The organism is Longispora sp. NPDC051575, from assembly GCF_040681875.1.
Classification (GTDB): Bacteria; Actinomycetota; Actinomycetes; order Mycobacteriales; family Micromonosporaceae; genus Longispora.
Window position 1 is genome coordinate 266952 of record NZ_JBFAZP010000004.1, and the last position, 16844, is coordinate 283795.

Annotated in this window: 17 protein-coding genes and 1 pseudogene; 6 read left to right on the top strand and 12 right to left on the bottom strand. The window is 73.5% G+C overall.

Translation table 11 applies throughout. From position 1 onward, the window contains the following. The first annotated feature begins 100 nt into the window (after positions 1–100). The gene (locus tag AB0M43_RS12210; RefSeq protein WP_363723777.1) at positions 101–1921 is read left to right on the top strand and encodes an FAD-dependent monooxygenase; all 1821 of its coding nucleotides are present in this window, start codon (positions 101–103) and stop codon (positions 1919–1921) included. A gap of 75 nt (positions 1922–1996) precedes the next feature. Here AB0M43_RS12210 and AB0M43_RS12215 read toward each other — a convergent pair whose 3' ends face one another. From AB0M43_RS12215 to AB0M43_RS12230, 4 genes and pseudogenes are all read right to left on the bottom strand, one after another. Then, the gene (locus tag AB0M43_RS12215; RefSeq protein WP_363723779.1) at positions 1997–2545 is read right to left on the bottom strand and encodes an AAA family ATPase; all 549 of its coding nucleotides are present in this window, start codon (positions 2543–2545) and stop codon (positions 1997–1999) included. 59 nt (positions 2546–2604) lie between these two features. Further along, positions 2605–2985 carry a hypothetical protein gene (locus AB0M43_RS12220; RefSeq protein ID WP_363723781.1) on the bottom strand — a complete coding sequence of 127 codons (381 nt, stop codon included), beginning with the start codon at positions 2983–2985 and terminating at the stop codon, positions 2605–2607. Between the two features lie 5 nt (positions 2986–2990). Next, positions 2991–4010 (bottom strand): transcriptional regulator, encoded by a 1020-nt coding sequence (locus tag AB0M43_RS12225; protein ID WP_363724583.1) that lies wholly within the window; start codon positions 4008–4010, stop codon positions 2991–2993. Between the two features lie 126 nt (positions 4011–4136). Next, a pseudogene (locus AB0M43_RS12230) lies at positions 4137–4319 on the bottom strand (helix-turn-helix transcriptional regulator); the annotation flags it as partial. Between the two features lie 319 nt (positions 4320–4638). On the opposite strand from AB0M43_RS12230, the gene AB0M43_RS12235 reads away from it, so the two are divergent. Next, entirely contained in the window at positions 4639–4926 is a 288-nt protein-coding gene (locus AB0M43_RS12235; protein WP_363723783.1) for a hypothetical protein, read from the top strand. 331 nt (positions 4927–5257) lie between these two features. Here the strand turns inward: AB0M43_RS12235 and AB0M43_RS12240 are convergent, their stop codons facing one another. The 4 genes from AB0M43_RS12240 to AB0M43_RS12255 all read right to left on the bottom strand — a co-directional run bounded on the left by AB0M43_RS12240 (position 5258) and on the right by AB0M43_RS12255 (position 8775). Continuing rightward, positions 5258–5419, bottom strand: coding sequence for a hypothetical protein (locus AB0M43_RS12240; protein ID WP_363723785.1), 162 nt, complete (start codon positions 5417–5419; stop codon positions 5258–5260). A gap of 93 nt (positions 5420–5512) precedes the next feature. Beyond that, complete coding sequence (locus AB0M43_RS12245; protein ID WP_363723787.1) at positions 5513–7150, bottom strand: ABC-F family ATP-binding cassette domain-containing protein; 1638 nt, start codon at positions 7148–7150, stop codon at positions 5513–5515. 140 nt (positions 7151–7290) lie between these two features. Next, the gene (locus AB0M43_RS12250; RefSeq protein ID WP_363723789.1) at positions 7291–8301 is read right to left on the bottom strand and encodes an LLM class flavin-dependent oxidoreductase; all 1011 of its coding nucleotides are present in this window, start codon (positions 8299–8301) and stop codon (positions 7291–7293) included. A 123-nt stretch (positions 8302–8424) separates the two neighbouring features. Beyond that, positions 8425–8775, bottom strand: coding sequence for a MazG-like family protein (locus AB0M43_RS12255; RefSeq protein WP_363723791.1), 351 nt, complete (start codon positions 8773–8775; stop codon positions 8425–8427). 47 nt (positions 8776–8822) lie between these two features. Between AB0M43_RS12255 and AB0M43_RS12260 the strand changes: the two genes are divergently transcribed. The 3 genes from AB0M43_RS12260 to AB0M43_RS12270 all read left to right on the top strand — a co-directional run bounded on the left by AB0M43_RS12260 (position 8823) and on the right by AB0M43_RS12270 (position 12790). Further along, positions 8823–11324 (top strand): ABC transporter permease, encoded by a 2502-nt coding sequence (locus AB0M43_RS12260; protein WP_363723793.1) that lies wholly within the window; start codon positions 8823–8825, stop codon positions 11322–11324. 77 nt (positions 11325–11401) lie between these two features. Beyond that, on the top strand, positions 11402–12241 hold the full coding sequence (locus AB0M43_RS12265) for a siderophore-interacting protein (protein ID WP_363723795.1): 840 nt from the start codon (positions 11402–11404) through the stop codon (positions 12239–12241). A gap of 192 nt (positions 12242–12433) precedes the next feature. Then, entirely contained in the window at positions 12434–12790 is a 357-nt protein-coding gene (locus AB0M43_RS12270) for a DoxX family protein (protein WP_363723797.1), read from the top strand. On the opposite strand, the gene AB0M43_RS12275 is transcribed toward AB0M43_RS12270, so the two are convergent. The 4 genes from AB0M43_RS12275 to AB0M43_RS12290 all read right to left on the bottom strand — a co-directional run bounded on the left by AB0M43_RS12275 (position 12791) and on the right by AB0M43_RS12290 (position 16174). Next, on the bottom strand, positions 12791–13846 hold the full coding sequence (locus tag AB0M43_RS12275) for a DUF4037 domain-containing protein (protein ID WP_363723799.1): 1056 nt from the start codon (positions 13844–13846) through the stop codon (positions 12791–12793). It lies immediately after the preceding gene. Positions 13847–14183: 337 nt separating this feature from the next. After that, complete coding sequence (locus AB0M43_RS12280; protein ID WP_363723801.1) at positions 14184–14813, bottom strand: hypothetical protein; 630 nt, start codon at positions 14811–14813, stop codon at positions 14184–14186. An 87-nt stretch (positions 14814–14900) separates the two neighbouring features. Then, positions 14901–15629, bottom strand: a complete 729-nt coding sequence (locus AB0M43_RS12285) for a hypothetical protein (protein ID WP_363723803.1) — start codon at positions 15627–15629, stop codon at positions 14901–14903. Further along, on the bottom strand, positions 15629–16174 hold the full coding sequence (locus AB0M43_RS12290) for a SigE family RNA polymerase sigma factor (RefSeq protein ID WP_363723805.1): 546 nt from the start codon (positions 16172–16174) through the stop codon (positions 15629–15631). The genes AB0M43_RS12285 and AB0M43_RS12290 overlap by 1 nt, the downstream gene beginning before the upstream one ends. 144 nt (positions 16175–16318) lie before the next feature. On the opposite strand from AB0M43_RS12290, the gene idi reads away from it, so the two are divergent. Next, on the top strand, positions 16319–16837 hold the full coding sequence (idi, locus tag AB0M43_RS12295) for an isopentenyl-diphosphate Delta-isomerase (RefSeq protein ID WP_363724558.1): 519 nt from the start codon (positions 16319–16321) through the stop codon (positions 16835–16837). Positions 16838–16844: the final 7 nt, after the last annotated feature.

Below are 16844 nucleotides of genomic sequence, written 5' to 3' on the forward strand. Positions count from 1 at the left end.
CATCCGGGTACCGGTGCTCCGATGTGGACCCTGCCCGAACGCGCCCGCCCGCCCCTCCCGGAAGCTAGAGTAAAACGGGATATGGGACGCGGGAGGGCACATGGGTGACATTCTCGTCGTGGGGGCCGGGCCGACCGGGCTGACCATGGCCGCCGAGCTGGCCCGGCACGGGGCGTCCGTCCGGATCGTCGACCGGCTGCCCGTCCCGGCGACCACGTCCCGGGCGCTGATCGTGCAGCCGCGCACCCTGGAACTGTTCGACGACATGGGGATCGTGGACGCGGCCCTCGCGGCCGGGACCCGGGCGGAGAGCCTCAACGTCGTCTTCGACCGGGAGCGGCGGATCCGGGTGGACGTGGCGGGGCTGCTGACGGAACCGGAGACGGCGACGGCGTACCCGTGGCTGTTCAGCCTTTCGCAGCACGAGACCGAGCGCGTGCTCACCGCGCACCTGGCGACGCTGGGCATCGGGGTCGAGCGCGGGGTGACCGTGACCGGGCTCGACCAGGACACCGACGGGGTCACCGTACGGTTCGAGGGTCCGGGCGGCGGGGCCGCGTGGGGTACGGGGCCGGTCGGCGGCACGGCGTGGGGCGGGCTCGCGGAGGCGGGCGAGGGCCGGCACGGCGGGGTGTCGACGCCGCTGGGGCCCGAGGACGGCGAACCCGGGGGTGGGCGGACCCGGGAGTGGACCGAGCGGTTCGACTGGGTGGTCGGGTGCGACGGGGCGCGGAGCGCGGTACGGGGGGCGATCGGGATGCCGTTCGACGGGGCCACGTACGCGGAGGAGTTCATCATGGCCGACGCGCGGCTCGACTGGGAGCTGCCCGACGGCGACCTGTACGTGTTCCCGTCCCGGTCCGGGTTCCTGGCCGCGTTCGCGATGCCCGGCGCGGGCCGGTTCCGCATCTTCGGCAACGTCGGCACCCGCGAGACCGCCCCGTCCGGCGGGGAGGCCGCACGGTCCGGCGGGGAGGACCCCCGGAGCCCCGGGCCGTCCACGACTGGTCCGGCACAGGCCGCCGGCCCCGAGGAGCACAGCGCGGCCGGGTCGGGGGCGACCGGGCCCGGGGCGGCGGACTATTCCGAGCCGACGCGTGCCGAGTTCCAGGCGATGCTGGACGAGCGGTTGCCGTTGCCGGCCCGGGTGGTGGAGGAGTTCTGGGTCAGCAGGTACCGGCTGCACCGGCGCGGCGTGCCCCGGTACCGGGACGGGCGCGTCTTCCTGGTCGGGGACGCCGCCCATGTGCACAGTCCGGCTGGGGCGCAGGGGATGAACACCGGGATCCAGGACGCGTACAACCTGGCGTGGAAGCTGGCGCGGGCGGCGCGCGGGCCGGTGCCGGAGCAGCTGCTCGACAGCTACCACGCGGAGCGGCATCCGGTCGGGCAGCGGCTGCTGCGGACCACGGACCGGATGTTCTCCGTCATCTCCGGGCAGGGCGCGGTGGCGCGGTTCGCGCGCGGGCAGGTCGCGCCGGTGCTGGCCGGGCGGTTGCTCGGCCGGGAGTCGGTGCGGCGGTGGCTGATCGGGACGTTCGCGCAGCTGCGGATCGCGTACCCGGACAGTCCGTTGAACGCGCGGGACGGGGGTGGCGGTGACGGGCCGGTGCCCGGGGACCGGGCCCGGGAGGCTTCCGTGGGGGCCGGGCGGGTGTACGACGTGCTGCGCGGTACCCAGCACACGGTCTTGTTGTTCGGGGAGCCCGCCGAGTGGGGTGGGCTCGCCGAGCGGGTGGAACTGGAGTATCCGGGGCGGGTGGCCGCGCGGGTGATCGGGCCGGAGGAGACCGCCGCCTGGGCCGCCTACGGGGTGAGCGGGTCGGGGGTGTTCGTGGTGCGGCCGGACAAGTACATCGCGTACCGGGGCGCGCCGATCGATCCCGGGTTGCTGCTCGCCGACCTGGCTGGGCGACTGTAGGCCACCATGACGGCGCGGGGCCGGGGCGAGGTGACTCGCCCCGGCGGGGATGGCCCGGCTGGTCCGGCTTCGCCGTCAGCGTGCGCCGCTTCCGCCGAGACCGTGCCGGACGGTGCGGGCAACGGCGGCGACATCCACCAGTCCGCTCGTGTCGACGCGGATGACCGGGGTCAGGGCGAGCGGTGCGGCCTCGGCGGCCCAGCGTGGCCAGTCGGTGGCCAGGCGGTGGCCGTCCTGGTGGATCGGGTGTCTTTCCCTTGTCGCGCAACGGATTCGCGCCGTTTCCGTGGGGACCTCGCACCAGATCTCCAGCGCTGACATCGCGCCCGTGGTGGCCAGGCCTTCGCGGGCGTGTTCCAGGTCGCGGGGGCGAAACCACCAGGAATCGATGAGTACCGTGCCGGGGTGGTGCGCGGCGAGCGCCCATACCGCGCCCATCGCGACGGCTCCGAGGGTGGGACCGGTGACGGCCGTCGTCGGGGCTGGCGCCACCGCGTCGGCCAGCGCCTCCTTCAGCCGGTCCTTGGACAGCGCGAGCGCGCCGAGCTCGACCGCCAGCAGCGCGGCCAGGGTGCTCTTGCCCGCCCCGGGCAACCCGTTGACGAGAACGATGTCACGTGCCACCCGAGCACACTGTCATACCCGCGTCCCTCCCCGTGGCCCGCGCCCAACCCCCTCGCCGCCTACTGTCGGGGCTCCCGTTCGATGTGTTCGAAGATGTCTGCGTCCGTCTCCTGCTGCCACTTCGGCAGCTCGTCCCAGTCAGCGACGTAGGCGGGCTTCGGGTCCGGGAAATGTTTGAAGATCTGCCCGATCCAGCACAGCGCGACGAATCGACCCTTCTGGTCCCGGGTGAGCTTGGCGGTCGCCCCGTCGGTCGCCTCGATGAAGGCGTTCACCTGGTCGTAGACGGCCGTCGCGCTCTCCCGCTCCCACTCCGGGGTTTCCTCCCACGGAGTGACGTAGCCCGGCTTCGGCTCGCCAGGGTAGTGCTTCCTGACGCCAGCGATCCATGCTTCACGGAAGACTCGTCCTCGTTCGACCGGCAACGTACTGCTCCTCATGCTCGTCAAGCGGATGTTCCTGTGACAGTGGTGAGCTCGTGGTCAAGCTGACGGATATGGCGGTTGATGAGCAGGGGTGTGAGCTGGGCCTGGAGTCCTTGGAGTTTGCGGCCGATCACGCCCGAACCGGTCTGCCTGGCGAGGTCCATGGCCGCTCTGGCATGACCGACGACCTGGTCGAGATCGCCGCGCTGGAGACCTAGCGTGGCGAGGTCAGTGAGCACATTCCCGCGACGCCGTGCCGACAGGTCCATGCGGAGTGCATCGGTCAACGCCCGCTCCGCCAGGTCGGGGCGACGAAGTGTCACGTAACAGGTCCCGCGCTCTTCCGGGAGTCGAGATCCATCGAAGCGAAGCCAGCCTTCGGTATGGATCTTTCCAGTCAACTGATGGACCCGTTCGGCGTCGTCCAGGGCTCGCTGGCATGCCTTCAGGTCGCCCAGGCCCGCAAAGGTCTGCGCCTGCACAACGCGGACCCAATGCCGCGTCGAGAGGGCCTGGTTGCCCCGCCTGGCCAGGCCAGCGGCGAGTTCGAGCATCGGCCCCGCCTTGGCGAACTGCTCCTCGTACACGCCGATGAAGGCATGACGGGTCAGCGCGCACGCCCACAGGTCGAACACGCCGCCCTCTCTGCTCGCCGTGGCGGCCAAGGTATAGCAGTGCGCCGCGTCGGTGTAGTGGTTGCCGTCGAACAGGATCTCGCCCGCGAGCTGGAACAGGTCGGCCACGAGCGCACACAGGTCGCGGTGTACCGCCTCGCTGTGAGAACGCTGGAGGGCTCCGACCAGAACACCGAGTTGATCGCGTACGAGCGGATAGGTGTGTTGCTTCGACGTGGACAAGGCGAACACGCGCCACAGGTGACTGTTGAGCGTGGCGTACTCATCGATGACGGCAGGGTCGAGTCGGTGCAGACCATCCGCGAAGTAGTCGAGCCGCTCCCAGTCCAGTTCGTTGTCGATCCCGGACACCGCGACGAGGGTGCCGGCCATGCTCATGAGTCGGAGCAGTTCGCGGCGGTTCATGTCGTCAGACTCCGGGGTCTCCTGGACTGGCGACCTGCCCTCACCCCGGCTGGTGGGCGCTCCGGCACCAGGCCTCCATGATACGGAGGACTTAGGACGGGACGACACCTCCAACAGCTCACTGAGCTGCTCCAGCGAAACCCGCAACACCTCCGCCAGGCGGACCCTGACCCATGGCTGAGGGCTGGTGACACCGCGCTCCCAGCGCACGACGGTCGACCTGTCGACGGCGACTGCCTCGGCCAACGCCTCCTGGCTGAGACCAACCGCCTTGCGTCGGCCTGCGAGCCGCCGCCTTCCACCGCCCATGACCGACTTCCTTCCGGTCGACACCAACCATTAATACAGCGCAGAACATGCGACGCAACGTTGATGCGCCTTTTCTGCGCCATTCCCGCAATGTTGATCAAATCCCGGCTCATGTTGAGTGGATGTAGGGCACCGGGGCGGGTGCTGGGCAACGGGTGGGTCAGTCCCTTCCCTACTGATCCGGTCGACCCCGCCCGTCCCGGGCCTCCCATGTAGATCACAGGAGGACGACCGTATGAGCGAGCCTTCCGGTCCCGCGGCGTATCCGGGCGAGGCCCCGCGACTCTTCGGGCTCTACCTCGAGGAGAGGTTCCGACCGGTGTCTGAGCCCGAGCCGGTCTGGCGGATGGTCGCTCCCCCGACCTGGGGCGAACGGCCCACCCGGATCGCGGTGAGCCGGTCGCGGGCCGCGGAGCATTTCGTGTTCATGGTCGATGTCGAACGGCGCTATCTGCTGTTGAGCGAGATGGAGGCCTGGGCGGTGTGGGCCGTCATGACCGAGGCCGTCCACTCGATCGGCGACCCACCGGCCTGGGCGGTGGACACCGCGACCGGAGCGACGTCGACCCGTGTCACGACCATGGGCGGCGAATGGCGAAGGCCCTGATAGCGGCTGGGCCTCAACCGTTCACGTCGTTCAGGCGAGGGCCCGGTGGCCTGTCCAACGGCTGTGCCCGATGGCTACGGCTGCGGGGTTACTGTGCCGCTCCACCAACCAGGCTTGTCGGTGGGGGCCCAGTCGATCTGATGGCCGCTCCCGAACCCCCAAGCGACGAACTCTGCTGCCATCCGTTGCGCGGTGGCCGTGTCGTCGTGCGGGGCGTCCGGCAGTCTGCCGTGCAGGAACCCGCCTCGTGACGTGAGGACGGCATAGCGCCAACCTTCAGCAGTCGAATACAACGAGACAGACTGTGGCGAACCGAGCTTGAGGTGGCCTTTCACGTCTGGGCCGCCGCGCCGGAGAAGGCGCGGCACAGAGCGCGGAACTCAGGGATCTGGTCCATGTCGTCGCGCCCTCCCGCCCGCACCCACGTCACCCGGTCGTTCATCGGTGTCCGGCCTGTCGGGTTCTCGTTGTGGTCGGTCCGCGAATACGTCACGTCGAACGATAACGGTTTGTCCCTCTTGCGGGACCGGTTGCTGGGCGACTGGTGACCGGATCCACGGGCGGGCGGTGAGGGCGCCGGTACCCGTCAGAGGGTTGTGACCTTGCCGTCGGTGACCGAGATGCGGCGGTTGACCTCGACGGCCTCGAGCATGCGGCGGTCGTGGGTGACCAGGAGGAGCGTGCCCGGGTAGGTGGACAGGGCCGACTCCAGTTGCTCGATCGCCGGCAGGTCGAGGTGGTTGGTGGGCTCGTCGAGGACGAGGAGGTTCACGCCCGACGCCTGGAGCAGGGCCAACGCGGCGCGGGTGCGTTCCCCCGGCGAGAGGGTGGCCGCCGGGCGGGTGACGTGCGCGGCCTTCAGGCCGAACTTCGCCAGGAGGGTACGGATGTCCGCCGGCGCCAGGTCCGGTACCACCGCGGAGAACGCGTCGATCAGGGGCTCGCCGCCGAGGAACAGTCCCCGGGCCTGGTCGACCTCGCCGACGACGACGCCCGGGCCGAGCGCGGCCGAGCCGGCGTCGAGGGGCAGCCGGCCGAGGAGGGCCGCGAGCAGGGTGGACTTGCCCGAGCCGTTCGCGCCGGTGATGGCGACCCGGTCGGCCCAGTCGATCTGGAGGTCCACCGGGCCGAGGGTGAAGTCGCCGCGGTGGGCGACCGCGCCGCGCAGGGTGGCCACGACCGCGCCCGACCGGGGGGCCGCGGCGATCTCCATCCGGAGTTCCCACTCCTTGCGGGGCTCGTCGACGACGTCGAGGCGTTCGATGGCGCGCTGGGTCTGGCGGGCCTTCGCGGCCTGCTTCTCGGAGGACTCGGCGCGCAGCTTCTTGCCGATCTTGTCGTTGTCGGTCGCCTTGCGGCGGGCGTTGCGGACGCCCTGGTCCATCCAGTTGCGCTGCATCTGGGCGCGGCCCTGGAGGCCTTCGAGCTTGTCGGCGTACTCCTCGAACTCCTCGCGGGCGTGCCTCCTGGCCACCTCGCGCTCCTCGAGGTACGCGCCGTACCCGCCGCCGTACTGGCGGATCTGCTGCTGGGCCAGGTCGAGTTCGAGCACGCTGTTGACCGTGCGGGACAGGAACTCGCGGTCGTGGCTGACCAGGACGGTGCCGGCGCGCAGGCCGGTGACGAAGCGCTCCAGGCGGTCGAGGCCGTCGAGGTCCAGGTCGTTGGTGGGCTCGTCGAGCAGGAAGATGTCGTACCGGCTCAGCAGCAGCGACGCGAGCCCAGCCCGGGCCGCCTGACCACCGGAGAGGCTGGTCATGGCCTGGTCGAGGTCCACGGCCAGACCCAGGTCGGCGGCCACCTCGCCGGCCCGTTCGTCGAGGTCCGCGCCGCCCAGGGCGAGCCAGCGCTCCAGGGCGTCGGAGTACTCGTCGTCGGCACCGGGCGCGTCGTCGGCGAGGGCCTCGGCGGCGGCGTCCATCGCGGTCTGGGCGGCCGAGACTCCGGTGCGGCGGGCCAGGAACTCCCGGACGCTCTCCCCCGGACGGCGGTCCGGCTCCTGGGGCAGGTGGCCGACGAGCGCGCTGGCGGGGCTGAGGCGGATCGCGCCGCCCTCCGGGGGTTCGAGGCCGGCCAGGAGGCGGAGCAGGGTGGACTTGCCCGCGCCGTTGACGCCGACGAGTCCGACGACGTCACCGGGGGCGACGACGAGTTCCAGGCCGGAGAACAGCAGGCGGTCGCCGTGGCCGGCGGACAGGTCCTGGGCGATCAGTGTGGCGCTCACGGACACCGACCCTACCGGGCGGGGCGGGGCGACCTGCCCCCGATCAGGCCACCGGGGCGACCGGGCCCGGCGTGCGCCCGGCCAGGGCCGCAGGGCGGCGACCGGCCTTCCGCCGTGGGCCCCGCGCCCGGTCGGGACGGCTACCCGGCGTCGGCGGACCCCGCCGGGCCGGCCACCTTGCCCGCGATCAGTTCGAACGACCGCGCCCGGTCCTCGATGTCGTAGACGAACGCCGTCAGCATCAGCTCGTCGGCACCGGTGCGCGCCACCAGCTCCGACAGCTGCCGCTCGACGGTCTCCGGCGACCCGAGCGCCTGCCCCACCCGGCGGTCGGCGACGAACTGCCGCTCCAGGGGCGTGAACGGGTACGCCGCCGCCTCGTCCGGGGACACCAGCGGTTCGGGGCGGCCCTGGCGGAGCTTCAGGAACGACAGGGAGCTGGGGCCGGCCAGCCACTCGGCGCGCTCGTCGGTGTCGGCGCAGATCGCGCTGACGGCGACCATGGCGTACGGCTCGGCGAGCCACTGGGAGGGCTGGAAGTGCCGCCGGTACAGCTCCAGGGCGGGTTCGGTGTTCTGGGCGCTGAAGTGGTGCGCGAAGGAGAACGGCAGGCCGAGCATGCCGGCGAGCTGGGCGCTGAAGCCGCTGGAGCCGAGGAGCCAGATCGCGGGCATGTCGCCCCGGCCGGGGGTGGCGACGATGCGTTCCTGGCCGGTGAAGTACCCGATCAGGGAGGCCAGTTCCTCCGGGAAGTCCTCCGCGGACAGGCCCTCGGCGGTGCGGCGCAGGGCGAGCGCGGTGCCCGGGTCGGTGCCGGGGGCGCGGCCGATGCCGAGGTCGACCCGGCCGGGGTGCAGCGCTTCGAGGGTGCCGAACTGTTCGGCGACGACGAGCGGGGCGTGGTTGGGCAGCATGACGCCGCCGGAGCCGACCCGGATGGTGGAGGTGTGGGCGGCGATGTGCGCGAGGAGCACGGCCGGGGAGGAGCTGGCGATGGCCGGCATGTTGTGGTGCTCGGCGACCCAGAACCGCTGGTAGCCGAGGGCCTCGGTGCGGCGGGCCAGTTCGGTGGTGTTGCGCAGGGCCTCGCCGGGGGTGGTGCCGGCGGCGACGGGCGCGAGGTCGAGGACTGACAGGGGTACGTCGATCACACCTTGCGGCAACTCCCCGCTCGCCCGGTTTGTTCCTCCGGAGTGGCCGGCGCCACACCCGCGTCGGCCCCGCTCCCGCCGTGGGGCGCCCACGCGAAGCCCGGGGTACCGGCCGCGATCGGTTCAGCCCCCGCCCGGGACCGCTCCGGGCCGCGCGCCCGCTTCCGCGTCGAGCCGGGCCCCCACCTTCGCCACGCACTCCCCCAGCACCTCCGCCGGGTCGAACCCGAGACTCCCGATCGCGACGAGCGCCGTCATGGCCACGTCGGCGAGTTCGTCGGCCACGTCCCGCCGGGTGTGCGTGACCCCTTTGCGTGGGTTCTGGCCGATGGTCCCGATCCACGCGCCGGCCGCCTCACCCGCCTCCTCGGTGACCTTGAGGATCCGCAGGGTGAGTTCGGCCTGGTCGGTGCCGTTGTGCTCGTCGAGCCAGGCGACGGAGCGGGCGATGCCGCGCCGGAGGGTGTCGTCCATCCGCCCACCGTAGTGTCGAAACGCCGAACGCCGGGCACACTGGTGCGATGCTGCGTGTCGCACTCGCCGGCCTGCGCGCGCACACCGCGCGGCTGCTCCTGACCGCCTGCGCCATCATGGTCGGGGTCAGTTTCCTGGCCGGTTCCCTGGTCTACGGCGACACGGCCCGGGCCGCGTTCTACGACGACCTGGCCCGGTCGGCGCGCAACGTCGACGTGATGGTCCGGCCGTTCTCGGGGCTGCTGGAGCCGTCGGTGGCCGACCGGGTGCGGGCCGTGCCGGGGGTCGGGGCGGTGGATCCCCGGGTGGTGGGCGCGCTCGGGGTGCTCGACCGGGACGGCCGGCTGCTGACCCGCGACGGGCACGTCGGCTACGGCCTGTCGTTGCCCGGCGATCCGTCGTTGCGCCGGTTCGACCTGGCCCGGGGCCGGTTGCCGGCCGCGCCCGGGGAGATCGCGCTGGACCGCCAGACGGTCGACGAGCAGAAGTTCCAGGTCGACACCCTTCTGGGGGTACTGGACCGGCAGGGCGCCCGGCACGACCTCACCCTGGTCGGAGTCCTCGACCTGGGGGTGAACCGGCAGTTCAACGGGTCGGCCGTGGCGGCGCTGACCCCGGGCGACCTGACGGCGTTGACGGGCACGACGCGGTACACGGAGATCGCGGTGGCCGCCGCGCCCGGTGCGGATCCGGCGCGGGTGCGGGCCGACGTGGCCGCCGCGTCGGGGGCCCGGGCGCTGCCGGCGGAGCAGGTGCGCGGGGAGCTGGCGTGGCGGGCGGGCAAGTACGTGGACGGGTTCCTGCGGGTGCTAGTCGCGTTCGGGCTGGTCGCGCTGACCGTGTCGGGGTTCGTCATCTACAACACGTTCGCGATGCTCGCCGCCCAGCGCGGCCGGGAGCTGGCCCTGCTGCGGTGCGTGGGCGCGTCCCGGCTCCAGGTGTTCGGCATGGTGCTGGCCGAGGCCTCCGTACTCGGCGTGCTCGCCTCCCTGGGCGGGCTGGCCCTGAGTCTGCTGGTCGGCTGGGGGCTGCTGGTGTCGCGGGAGTTCGTCGGTGCGCAGATCCCGAGCCATCCGCTGGTGGTGGGCGCGCCGACCGTGGCGGTGGCCGTCGGGTTCGGCACGCTGCTGGCCCTGGCCGGGGCGCTGGTGCCCGCGTTCGGGGCGAGCCGGGTGCCGCCGTTGACGGCGATGCGGAAGGTGGCGGCCCTGGAGGCCCGGGGCCGGCCCCGCACCGTCCGGCTGGTGGCGGCGGGCGCGCTGGGCGCTGTCGGGGCCGGGGCGGGGGCGCTGGGGATGGCCGGCGGGTTCGACGGGCTGCCGCTGGTACTCGGCGGGGCGATGCTGGTGTTCCTCGGGTTCGCGGCGGCGGCCCCGTTGCTGGTGGGCCGGCTGGTCGCGGCGGTCGGGTGGCTGCCGGGCCGGCTGTTCGGCGCGCCGGTGCGGCTGGCGGCCGTCAACGCCCGGCGCAACCCCCGGCGCACGGCCGCCACGACGACGGCGCTGATGATCGGCGTGACGCTGATGTCGCTGTTCAGCGTGCTGCTGGCCACGGCGCGGGTGCAGTCCGGGGCGGAGCTGCGGGAGAACTTCCGGGTGGATTTCCGGGTGGCCCCGGCCGCCCCGGTCGGCGTGGCCTCGGAACGCAGCCGGGTCCGGGCGGTGGTGCCCGCCGAGGTGGCGGGCGCGCTGCGGACCCATCCGGAGTTCGAGGTCGTGGCGCCGGTGCGGACCGCGCCGTTGAGCGGCGGCCGGGCGGTGTGGGCGGTGGCCCCGGACGGGCTGGTCGGCTCGATCCGCCCCGAGGTGACGGCCGGCGACCTGGCGGCGCTCGGGCCGGGCACCGTGGCACTGGGCCGCGAACAGGGCCGGGCCCTCGGCGACCAGGTGACCTTCGGCGCGCTGGGCCCGCTGACCGTCGTCGCCCTGTACGACGACGCGCCCGTGGCCGGCGGGGTCCTGGTGTCCTGGGACCAGTTCGCGGCGTCCTACGGGGCCGGGGATCCACATCTGGTGCTGGTGACGACAGCCGCCGGCAGTACCCCGCTGGAGGCTCGTCAGGTTGTCGACGACGTGGTGCGGGCGTACCCGTTGTTGCAGGTCACCGGGGAGGCGGATCAGGCCGAGGCGCTCGCCGGGTCCCTGGACCAGCTGCTGGGGATCTTCGCGGCGCTGCTGGGCATGTCGGTGCTGATCGCCGTGTTCGGGATCGGCAACACCCTGGCGCTGTCGGTGCTGGAGCGCACGGCCGAGTCGGCGACCCTGCGCGCCCTGGGCCTGTCCCGGCGGCAGCTGCGCGGGATGTTGCTGGCCGAGGCGGCCCTGATGGGCGCGGTGGGCGCGGTGTCCGGTGCGGTGTTCGGCGGGGCCGTCGGCTGGGCGGCGGGGCTAGGCTTGATCAACGCCTACGGTCACGGATTGCCGACCGTGCCGTTAGACCAGTTGGCGCTGTTCACGGTGGTCGCGACGGGTGCGGCGATGATCGCGGCGGTGCTGCCGGCCCGCCGTGCCGCCCGGGCGTCGATCGTGGCGGCGGTGTCCCAACCGTGACCTGGCGGCCGGTGACGATCGCGGAACTGTGACTTAGGTTAGCCTAAGACTTTGAGGAACCCAGGGGGCGTACAGGCATGGCAGAGCGTAAGAGACCACAGCCCAGGCGCGCGATCGTGCTGCGCACCGAGCGGATCACCCCGCACATGATCCGGGTGACCCTCGGCGGGGAGGGCCTCGCGGACTTCCCGGCCGGCGCGTACACCGACCACTACGTGAAGATCCTCTTCGCGGCGGACGGCGGCGCGCTGCCCGAGCCGTTGGACCTGGAGGCGCTGCGCGAGTCGCTGCCGCGCGAGGAGTGGCCCCGGACCCGGACGTACACGGTGCGCGGCTGGAACCCGACCGCCCAGGAACTGGCGATCGACTTCGTGCACCACGGCGACGAGGGCCTCGCCGGCCCGTGGGCGGCCCGCGCGCAGCCCGGGGACGTGCTGTACTTCTCCGGCCCCGGCGGCGGCTACACCCCCGACCCGGCGGCGGACTGGCACCTGCTGGTCGGCGACGAGAGCGCCCTGCCCGCCATCGCGGCCGGCGTGGAGCGGCTGCCCGTCGGCGCCACGGCCCACGTGTTCGTGGAGGTCGCCGACGCCGAGGAGGAGCAGAAGCTCGACACGTACGGCGCGGCGGAGATCCGCTGGGTGCACCGGGGCGACCGGCCGATCGGCGAGGCGCTGCTGGAGGCCGTGCGCGGTCTGGAGTTCCCGGCCGGCAGGGTGCACGCGTTCGTGCACGGCGAGGCGACGTTCGTGAAGGACATGCGCCGCGAGCTGTTCATCGAGCGGGGCGTGCCCCGGGCGGGCCAGTCCATCTCGGGGTACTGGCGGCGCGGCGCCGACGAGGACGGCTGGCAGTCGTCGAAGTCGGAGTGGAACCGGCAGGTCGAGGAGGACGAGGCGAAGGCCGCGTCCGCCTGACCCCGGGGGCGGGGCCGGCGGGAGGCCTGCGCCCAGCCCGGGCCGCGCGGGGCCGCTGCCGGGCCGCTCCCGGGCCGCTCCGCCCGGAGTACCCGTCGCGATCTGATCTTGGTTGTGACGCCTGTCACCGCGCGTCACAACCGGCGGGGCCACCTCGTCCATGGGGAACACCTCCACGGAAAAGGGAAGCCCATGAACACCGCCTACGTCACGGTCACCATCGTCGCCGCGTTCCTCACCGGCGGGGCAGCCGTCACCTACCTGATCGGCCACGAGTACCCGAAGACCCAGGCCGACATGAAGGGCATCCCCCGGTCCTTCGTGCCGGTCCTGGGCCTGCTCCTGGCGGCCGGCACCGTGGGCCTGCTGGCCGGGTTCGCCGTGCCGCTGCTGGGCACCCTCGCCGCCGCCGGCCTCGTGCTGTACTTCGTCGGCGCGCTCACCGCCCACCTGCGGGTCGGCTCCCGCCAGCTGGTCGGGCCGGCCGTGTTCTTCGCCGTCATGGTGGCCGCCCTGGTCCTGAACGTGCGGCACCACGGCCTGGGCTGACTACGGGCGGCGGGACCACGTCCCGTAGGTCGCGGCGAGGGCGGCGCGGCGGTCCGGGTGGGCCAGGACGTCCACGTTGTCCACCCACTGGCCGACCGACCCGAGCCCGGCGGGCAGCGCGGACAGCACCGGGTCGGTGAGCCCGTCGAGCAGGGCGGCGGTCACGTCCGGGGCGATCGTCCGGTACGGCCGGTCCCAGAACGGGGTCACGCCCGCGTCCGGGGTGGGCAGGCCGCGCGCCCGTTGCCGGTCGAGGAGCAGTTCGGCGGCGGCGACCAGGCCGTCCTCCCGGCCCCGCCAGTCCCCGGCCGCGAGGGCGGCGTCCAGGTGGGCGGCGAGGTCGGCGGCCCCGGGCAGGGCGTCGAAGGCCCGTTGCAGCCACTTCTCGTACGGGGCCCAGCGCCGGGCCACCAGGAACGCCAACCGGGTCAGGTCCCCGACCAGCTCGGCCGCCAGCAGCCGGGACTGCCGGTCCTGCCCGGTGTCGGCGGCCCGGCCCACGAACGGCAGCCGCTGGCAGAGCCGCCCCCAGCCGGCCGCGAGCACGTACCGCTCGACCTGCGCCGGGTAGCCGCCGAGCGCGGCCCGGACCGGGGCCAGTTCGGTGGTCGTGTCGGCGAACACCGGGCCCGCGGTCACCTCCAGGGCGCCCTGCCCGGTGAGCACCAGCCAGTCGAGCGTGCCCAGCCCCGGCACCGGGTCGACCCCGAGCCGGCCCGCCGCGAAGTCCCCGACCGTGGCGACCTCCACCTTGTGGGTGGAATCCGGTGCCCAGGTGGTCGGAAAACGGACAGGCCAGCCGGCGAACTCCGCCGGCAGCTCCCGGGCCAGCAGGGCGTCGAGCGGGTCCACGGCCGCCCGGTCCGACCCGTCCACGAGCAGGGTCAGCCGGCAGCCCCAGTCGTGGTCGCGGCTGCGGTCGTCGTCGAATCCGAGCACGTCGGAGCCCGAACCGAGCCGGGCGGCGGCGTACCGCAACCCGGGCAGCCGGCGGGCCAGCAGCGGCCCCACGACGTGGTGGTGGAAGTCCCGGGCGAGTGCGGTTCCTGTGGTCATGGACACGATTCTGCGACCGGTGGCGCACTGGACATACCGGGTTACCGTGGAGCGCGTGACGGGGACCAGTCGATCCGGCGAGGGCGCCCCGTTGAGCTCCCACGCACCGCGGCACGGCTGAGGGGACGGGCCGCGGTGCGTGGGTCCACCGCGTCGCCCGGCGCGCCCGTCCGGCGCCCGTCCGGCGCGCGGACCCGGGACACACCACGGCCCGCCAGCTGAGGAGGCGGCGGGCCGTGGCGCACGGGTCGGGTCCTGGTGTCACGTGGGAGGCGACGGACCCGTCCCAGATCGGGGGAAGCTCTGCGGCTTCCCGTTCAGGGGTGGGGTACCAGCTCTAGAGGGAAGCGGCCAGCGCCGACACCAGGGGCGTGAGCTGGTCCACCCCCGGGGCGGGCAGGGTGGTCGGCAGGCCCTCGACCCCCGGCACCCCGGTGACCTTCGCGCCCGCCGTGAACGCCACCCCGTCCGCCCGGACGAGGCGCACGACGCCCCCCGCCTCGGTCGGCACGGTGTTGACGTCCGGCGCGCCCGGGGTCGCCACGACCGTCAGGACGACCTCGGCCACGCCGGCCCGGGCCAGCAGCCCGGTCACGGTGAGCTTGTCCGCGTCGCAGGCGGCCGTGACCTGGGCACCCGGGAAGCGGTCCTTCAGCGCGGCGGTGGCCTTCTCGGCGGCCGCCCCGCAGTTCCACGTCTTCGGCAGGCCGGTCGGCAGCGGCGGGACCGCCGTCGGTACGGCCGTGGGCAGCGCCGTGGGCAGGGCGGTCGGGAGCGCGGTCGGCAGGGTGGTGGGGACCGGCAGTTCGGGGGTGCTCGGCAGGGTGGCGGGGACCTTCGCCGAGGTGGGCACGATGTCCATGGCGTTCGCGGTCACGGCGACCCCACCGGCCAGCGCCACGGCCACGGCGCCCATCAGGACCCCGCGTGTCAGCCAGCCCCGACCTGCGACCTTGTCGTTGTTCACAGCGTTCCCTTCGTTACTTTTCTCGACCCTTCACCACATAGGTGCGGGGCGGCGGGAGGAACGGTTGCCCGGAAACAGCAGAAGAATCTAGATTTTTCCGGCGAGGGCCAGGGCGACCCCACGGAGCTGCTCCGGAGTGGACACCGGGACCGGCCCGCTCCACAGGCCCTCCACCTGGGTGGACACCGCGATCACCGTGCCGTCCGGGCGACCCAGCCGGACCTCCGGCATCGCCGCGCCCCACACGCCGAGCGGCCCGAGCGCGGTGTCCTCGCACCGCACCGACTGCCCGGCCACGCACGCCACACCCGCGCGGACCTCGACGGTGATCGTCACCTTCGTGGGCCCGCTGCGGCCGGTCGTCGCCACCACCTTCAGGGTGCCGTGGGCGCAGGTCACGACGGCCTCGGTGCCCCCGTGCTGGGCGAGCACCGCCGTGGCGGCCCTGCCCGCCGCCGCGCAGTCCCAGGCGGGCGGGGCCGTGCTCCGGGCCGGGGTGGGCCGGGTCGTCGCCGGGGCGGCGGTGGCGCGGGCACTCGGGGACGCGGAGGTCTCCGGGGCACCGGAGGACCAGGGGGTGTCCACCACGGCGACCGGCGCGGGCCCGTCGGGGGCGAACCCGCCGGTCAGCGCGTACGCCGTCGCCCCGGCCCCGCCGACCGCCACCGTCGCCGCGAGCCCGGCGAGGAACGCGCGCAGTCCGAACCGGCGGCGGTCCGCCCGCTGCCGGCCGGCCGCGTACAGCTCCGCCGCGACCAGCCGGGACGGCGGGGCCGGGGACGAGCCGACCTCGTTGAGCAGCCTCTCCACGTCCATCAGATCGCCTCCCAGGTCGGTCGGGTGTTCACCAGGTCACGGACGCCGCCGAGGGCGACCCGCAACGTGGCCAGGCCCTTGGCGGTCTGCGACTTCACGGTCCCCTGCGAGACCCGGAGCAGCTCGGCCGTCTCGGCGACGTCGAGGCCCTCGTAGTACCGGCAGACCAGGACGGCGCGCTGTCGTCTGGGCACGCTGCGTAATGCTTCCACGACGGCCATCCGGGTGGCCACCGCGTCCCCGCCGTCGTCCACCGGCGGCGGCTCGGGCGGCGCGGCGGCCGTCAGCTCGCGGCGCCGCCACGCCCGGCCGGTGTCCGCGATGTACGCGCGCACCAGGCACGTGCGCACGAACGCGTCCAGGGCCTGCCGGTCGCGTACCGTGTGCCAGCCCGCCGCCAGCCGGACGAACGCCTGCTGGGCCAGGTCGTCCGCCCGGTGCCAGTCGCCGCACAGCACGTATGCCGTGCGGCGTACGACGTCGCGGCGCGCCGTGAAGTACGCGGTGAACCCTTCGAGTCCGTCGCTGTCCGCCAGCGCTCTCACCTCCCCCACCGGTGTAGGTGCCTGGCGGGCCCCTCATGCGTTGCCCGGGTGTCGGATATTTCTCAGCGGTCCTTCGGCGGGTCGATCTGGTGGGGAAGGATAGCCTTTGGGCCCCAACGCCAGCCGCGAGGAGCCCCCGTGATCATGGTCGAACTCGTCGACGAGACCGGCACCCCGACCGGGCAGGCGGAGAAGCTCGCCGCGCACGTCGCCCCCGGGCGCCTGCACCGCGCGTTCTCCGTCTTCCTGTTCGACGCCGACGGCCGGATGCTGCTCCAGCGCCGGGCCGACGGGAAGTACCACTCGCCGGGGGTGCTGTCCAACGCCTGCTGCGGGCACCCGCTGATCGGGGAGGAGCCGGTGGTGGCCGCCGCCCGGCGTACCCGTGAGGAGCTGGGTTTCGATCCCGCCCTCAGCCCCGCCGGGACCGTGGTCTACCACCTGGAACTGGCCGCCGGCATGACCGAGCGCGAGTTCAACCACCTGTTCGTCGGGCGGATCGACGCGGCGTGCGCGCCGGACCCCGCCGAGGTGTCGGAGGTGCGGTTCGTGACCCCGGCCGAGCTGGCGGCGCTGCGGCCCGAGGCGTTGTCGCAGTGGTTCCCGGTGGTGTGGGAGGCCGCCCGGGGCGCGCTGCCGGCGGAGCTGGCCGACTGGCGCTGAAAACCTG

What these genes read in the sequence shown, in the direction of transcription:
- AB0M43_RS12210 (WP_363723777.1), top strand. Translation starts at nt 101, where the DNA reads ATGGGTGACATTCTCGTCGTGGGGGCCGGGCCGACCGGGCTGACCATG.
- AB0M43_RS12220 (WP_363723781.1), bottom strand. Translation starts at nt 2,985, where the DNA reads ATGAGGAGCAGTACGTTGCCGGTCGAACGAGGACGAGTCTTCCGTGAA.
- AB0M43_RS12225 (WP_363724583.1), bottom strand. Translation starts at nt 4,010, where the DNA reads ATGAACCGCCGCGAACTGCTCCGACTCATGAGCATGGCCGGCACCCTC.
- AB0M43_RS12255 (WP_363723791.1), bottom strand. Translation starts at nt 8,775, where the DNA reads ATGGACGACACCCTCCGGCGCGGCATCGCCCGCTCCGTCGCCTGGCTC.
- AB0M43_RS12260 (WP_363723793.1), top strand. Translation starts at nt 8,823, where the DNA reads ATGCTGCGTGTCGCACTCGCCGGCCTGCGCGCGCACACCGCGCGGCTG.
- AB0M43_RS12265 (WP_363723795.1), top strand. Translation starts at nt 11,402, where the DNA reads ATGGCAGAGCGTAAGAGACCACAGCCCAGGCGCGCGATCGTGCTGCGC.
- AB0M43_RS12270 (WP_363723797.1), top strand. Translation starts at nt 12,434, where the DNA reads ATGAACACCGCCTACGTCACGGTCACCATCGTCGCCGCGTTCCTCACC.
- AB0M43_RS12275 (WP_363723799.1), bottom strand. Translation starts at nt 13,846, where the DNA reads ATGACCACAGGAACCGCACTCGCCCGGGACTTCCACCACCACGTCGTG.
- AB0M43_RS12285 (WP_363723803.1), bottom strand. Translation starts at nt 15,629, where the DNA reads ATGGACGTGGAGAGGCTGCTCAACGAGGTCGGCTCGTCCCCGGCCCCG.
- idi (WP_363724558.1), top strand. Translation starts at nt 16,319, where the DNA reads ATGGTCGAACTCGTCGACGAGACCGGCACCCCGACCGGGCAGGCGGAG.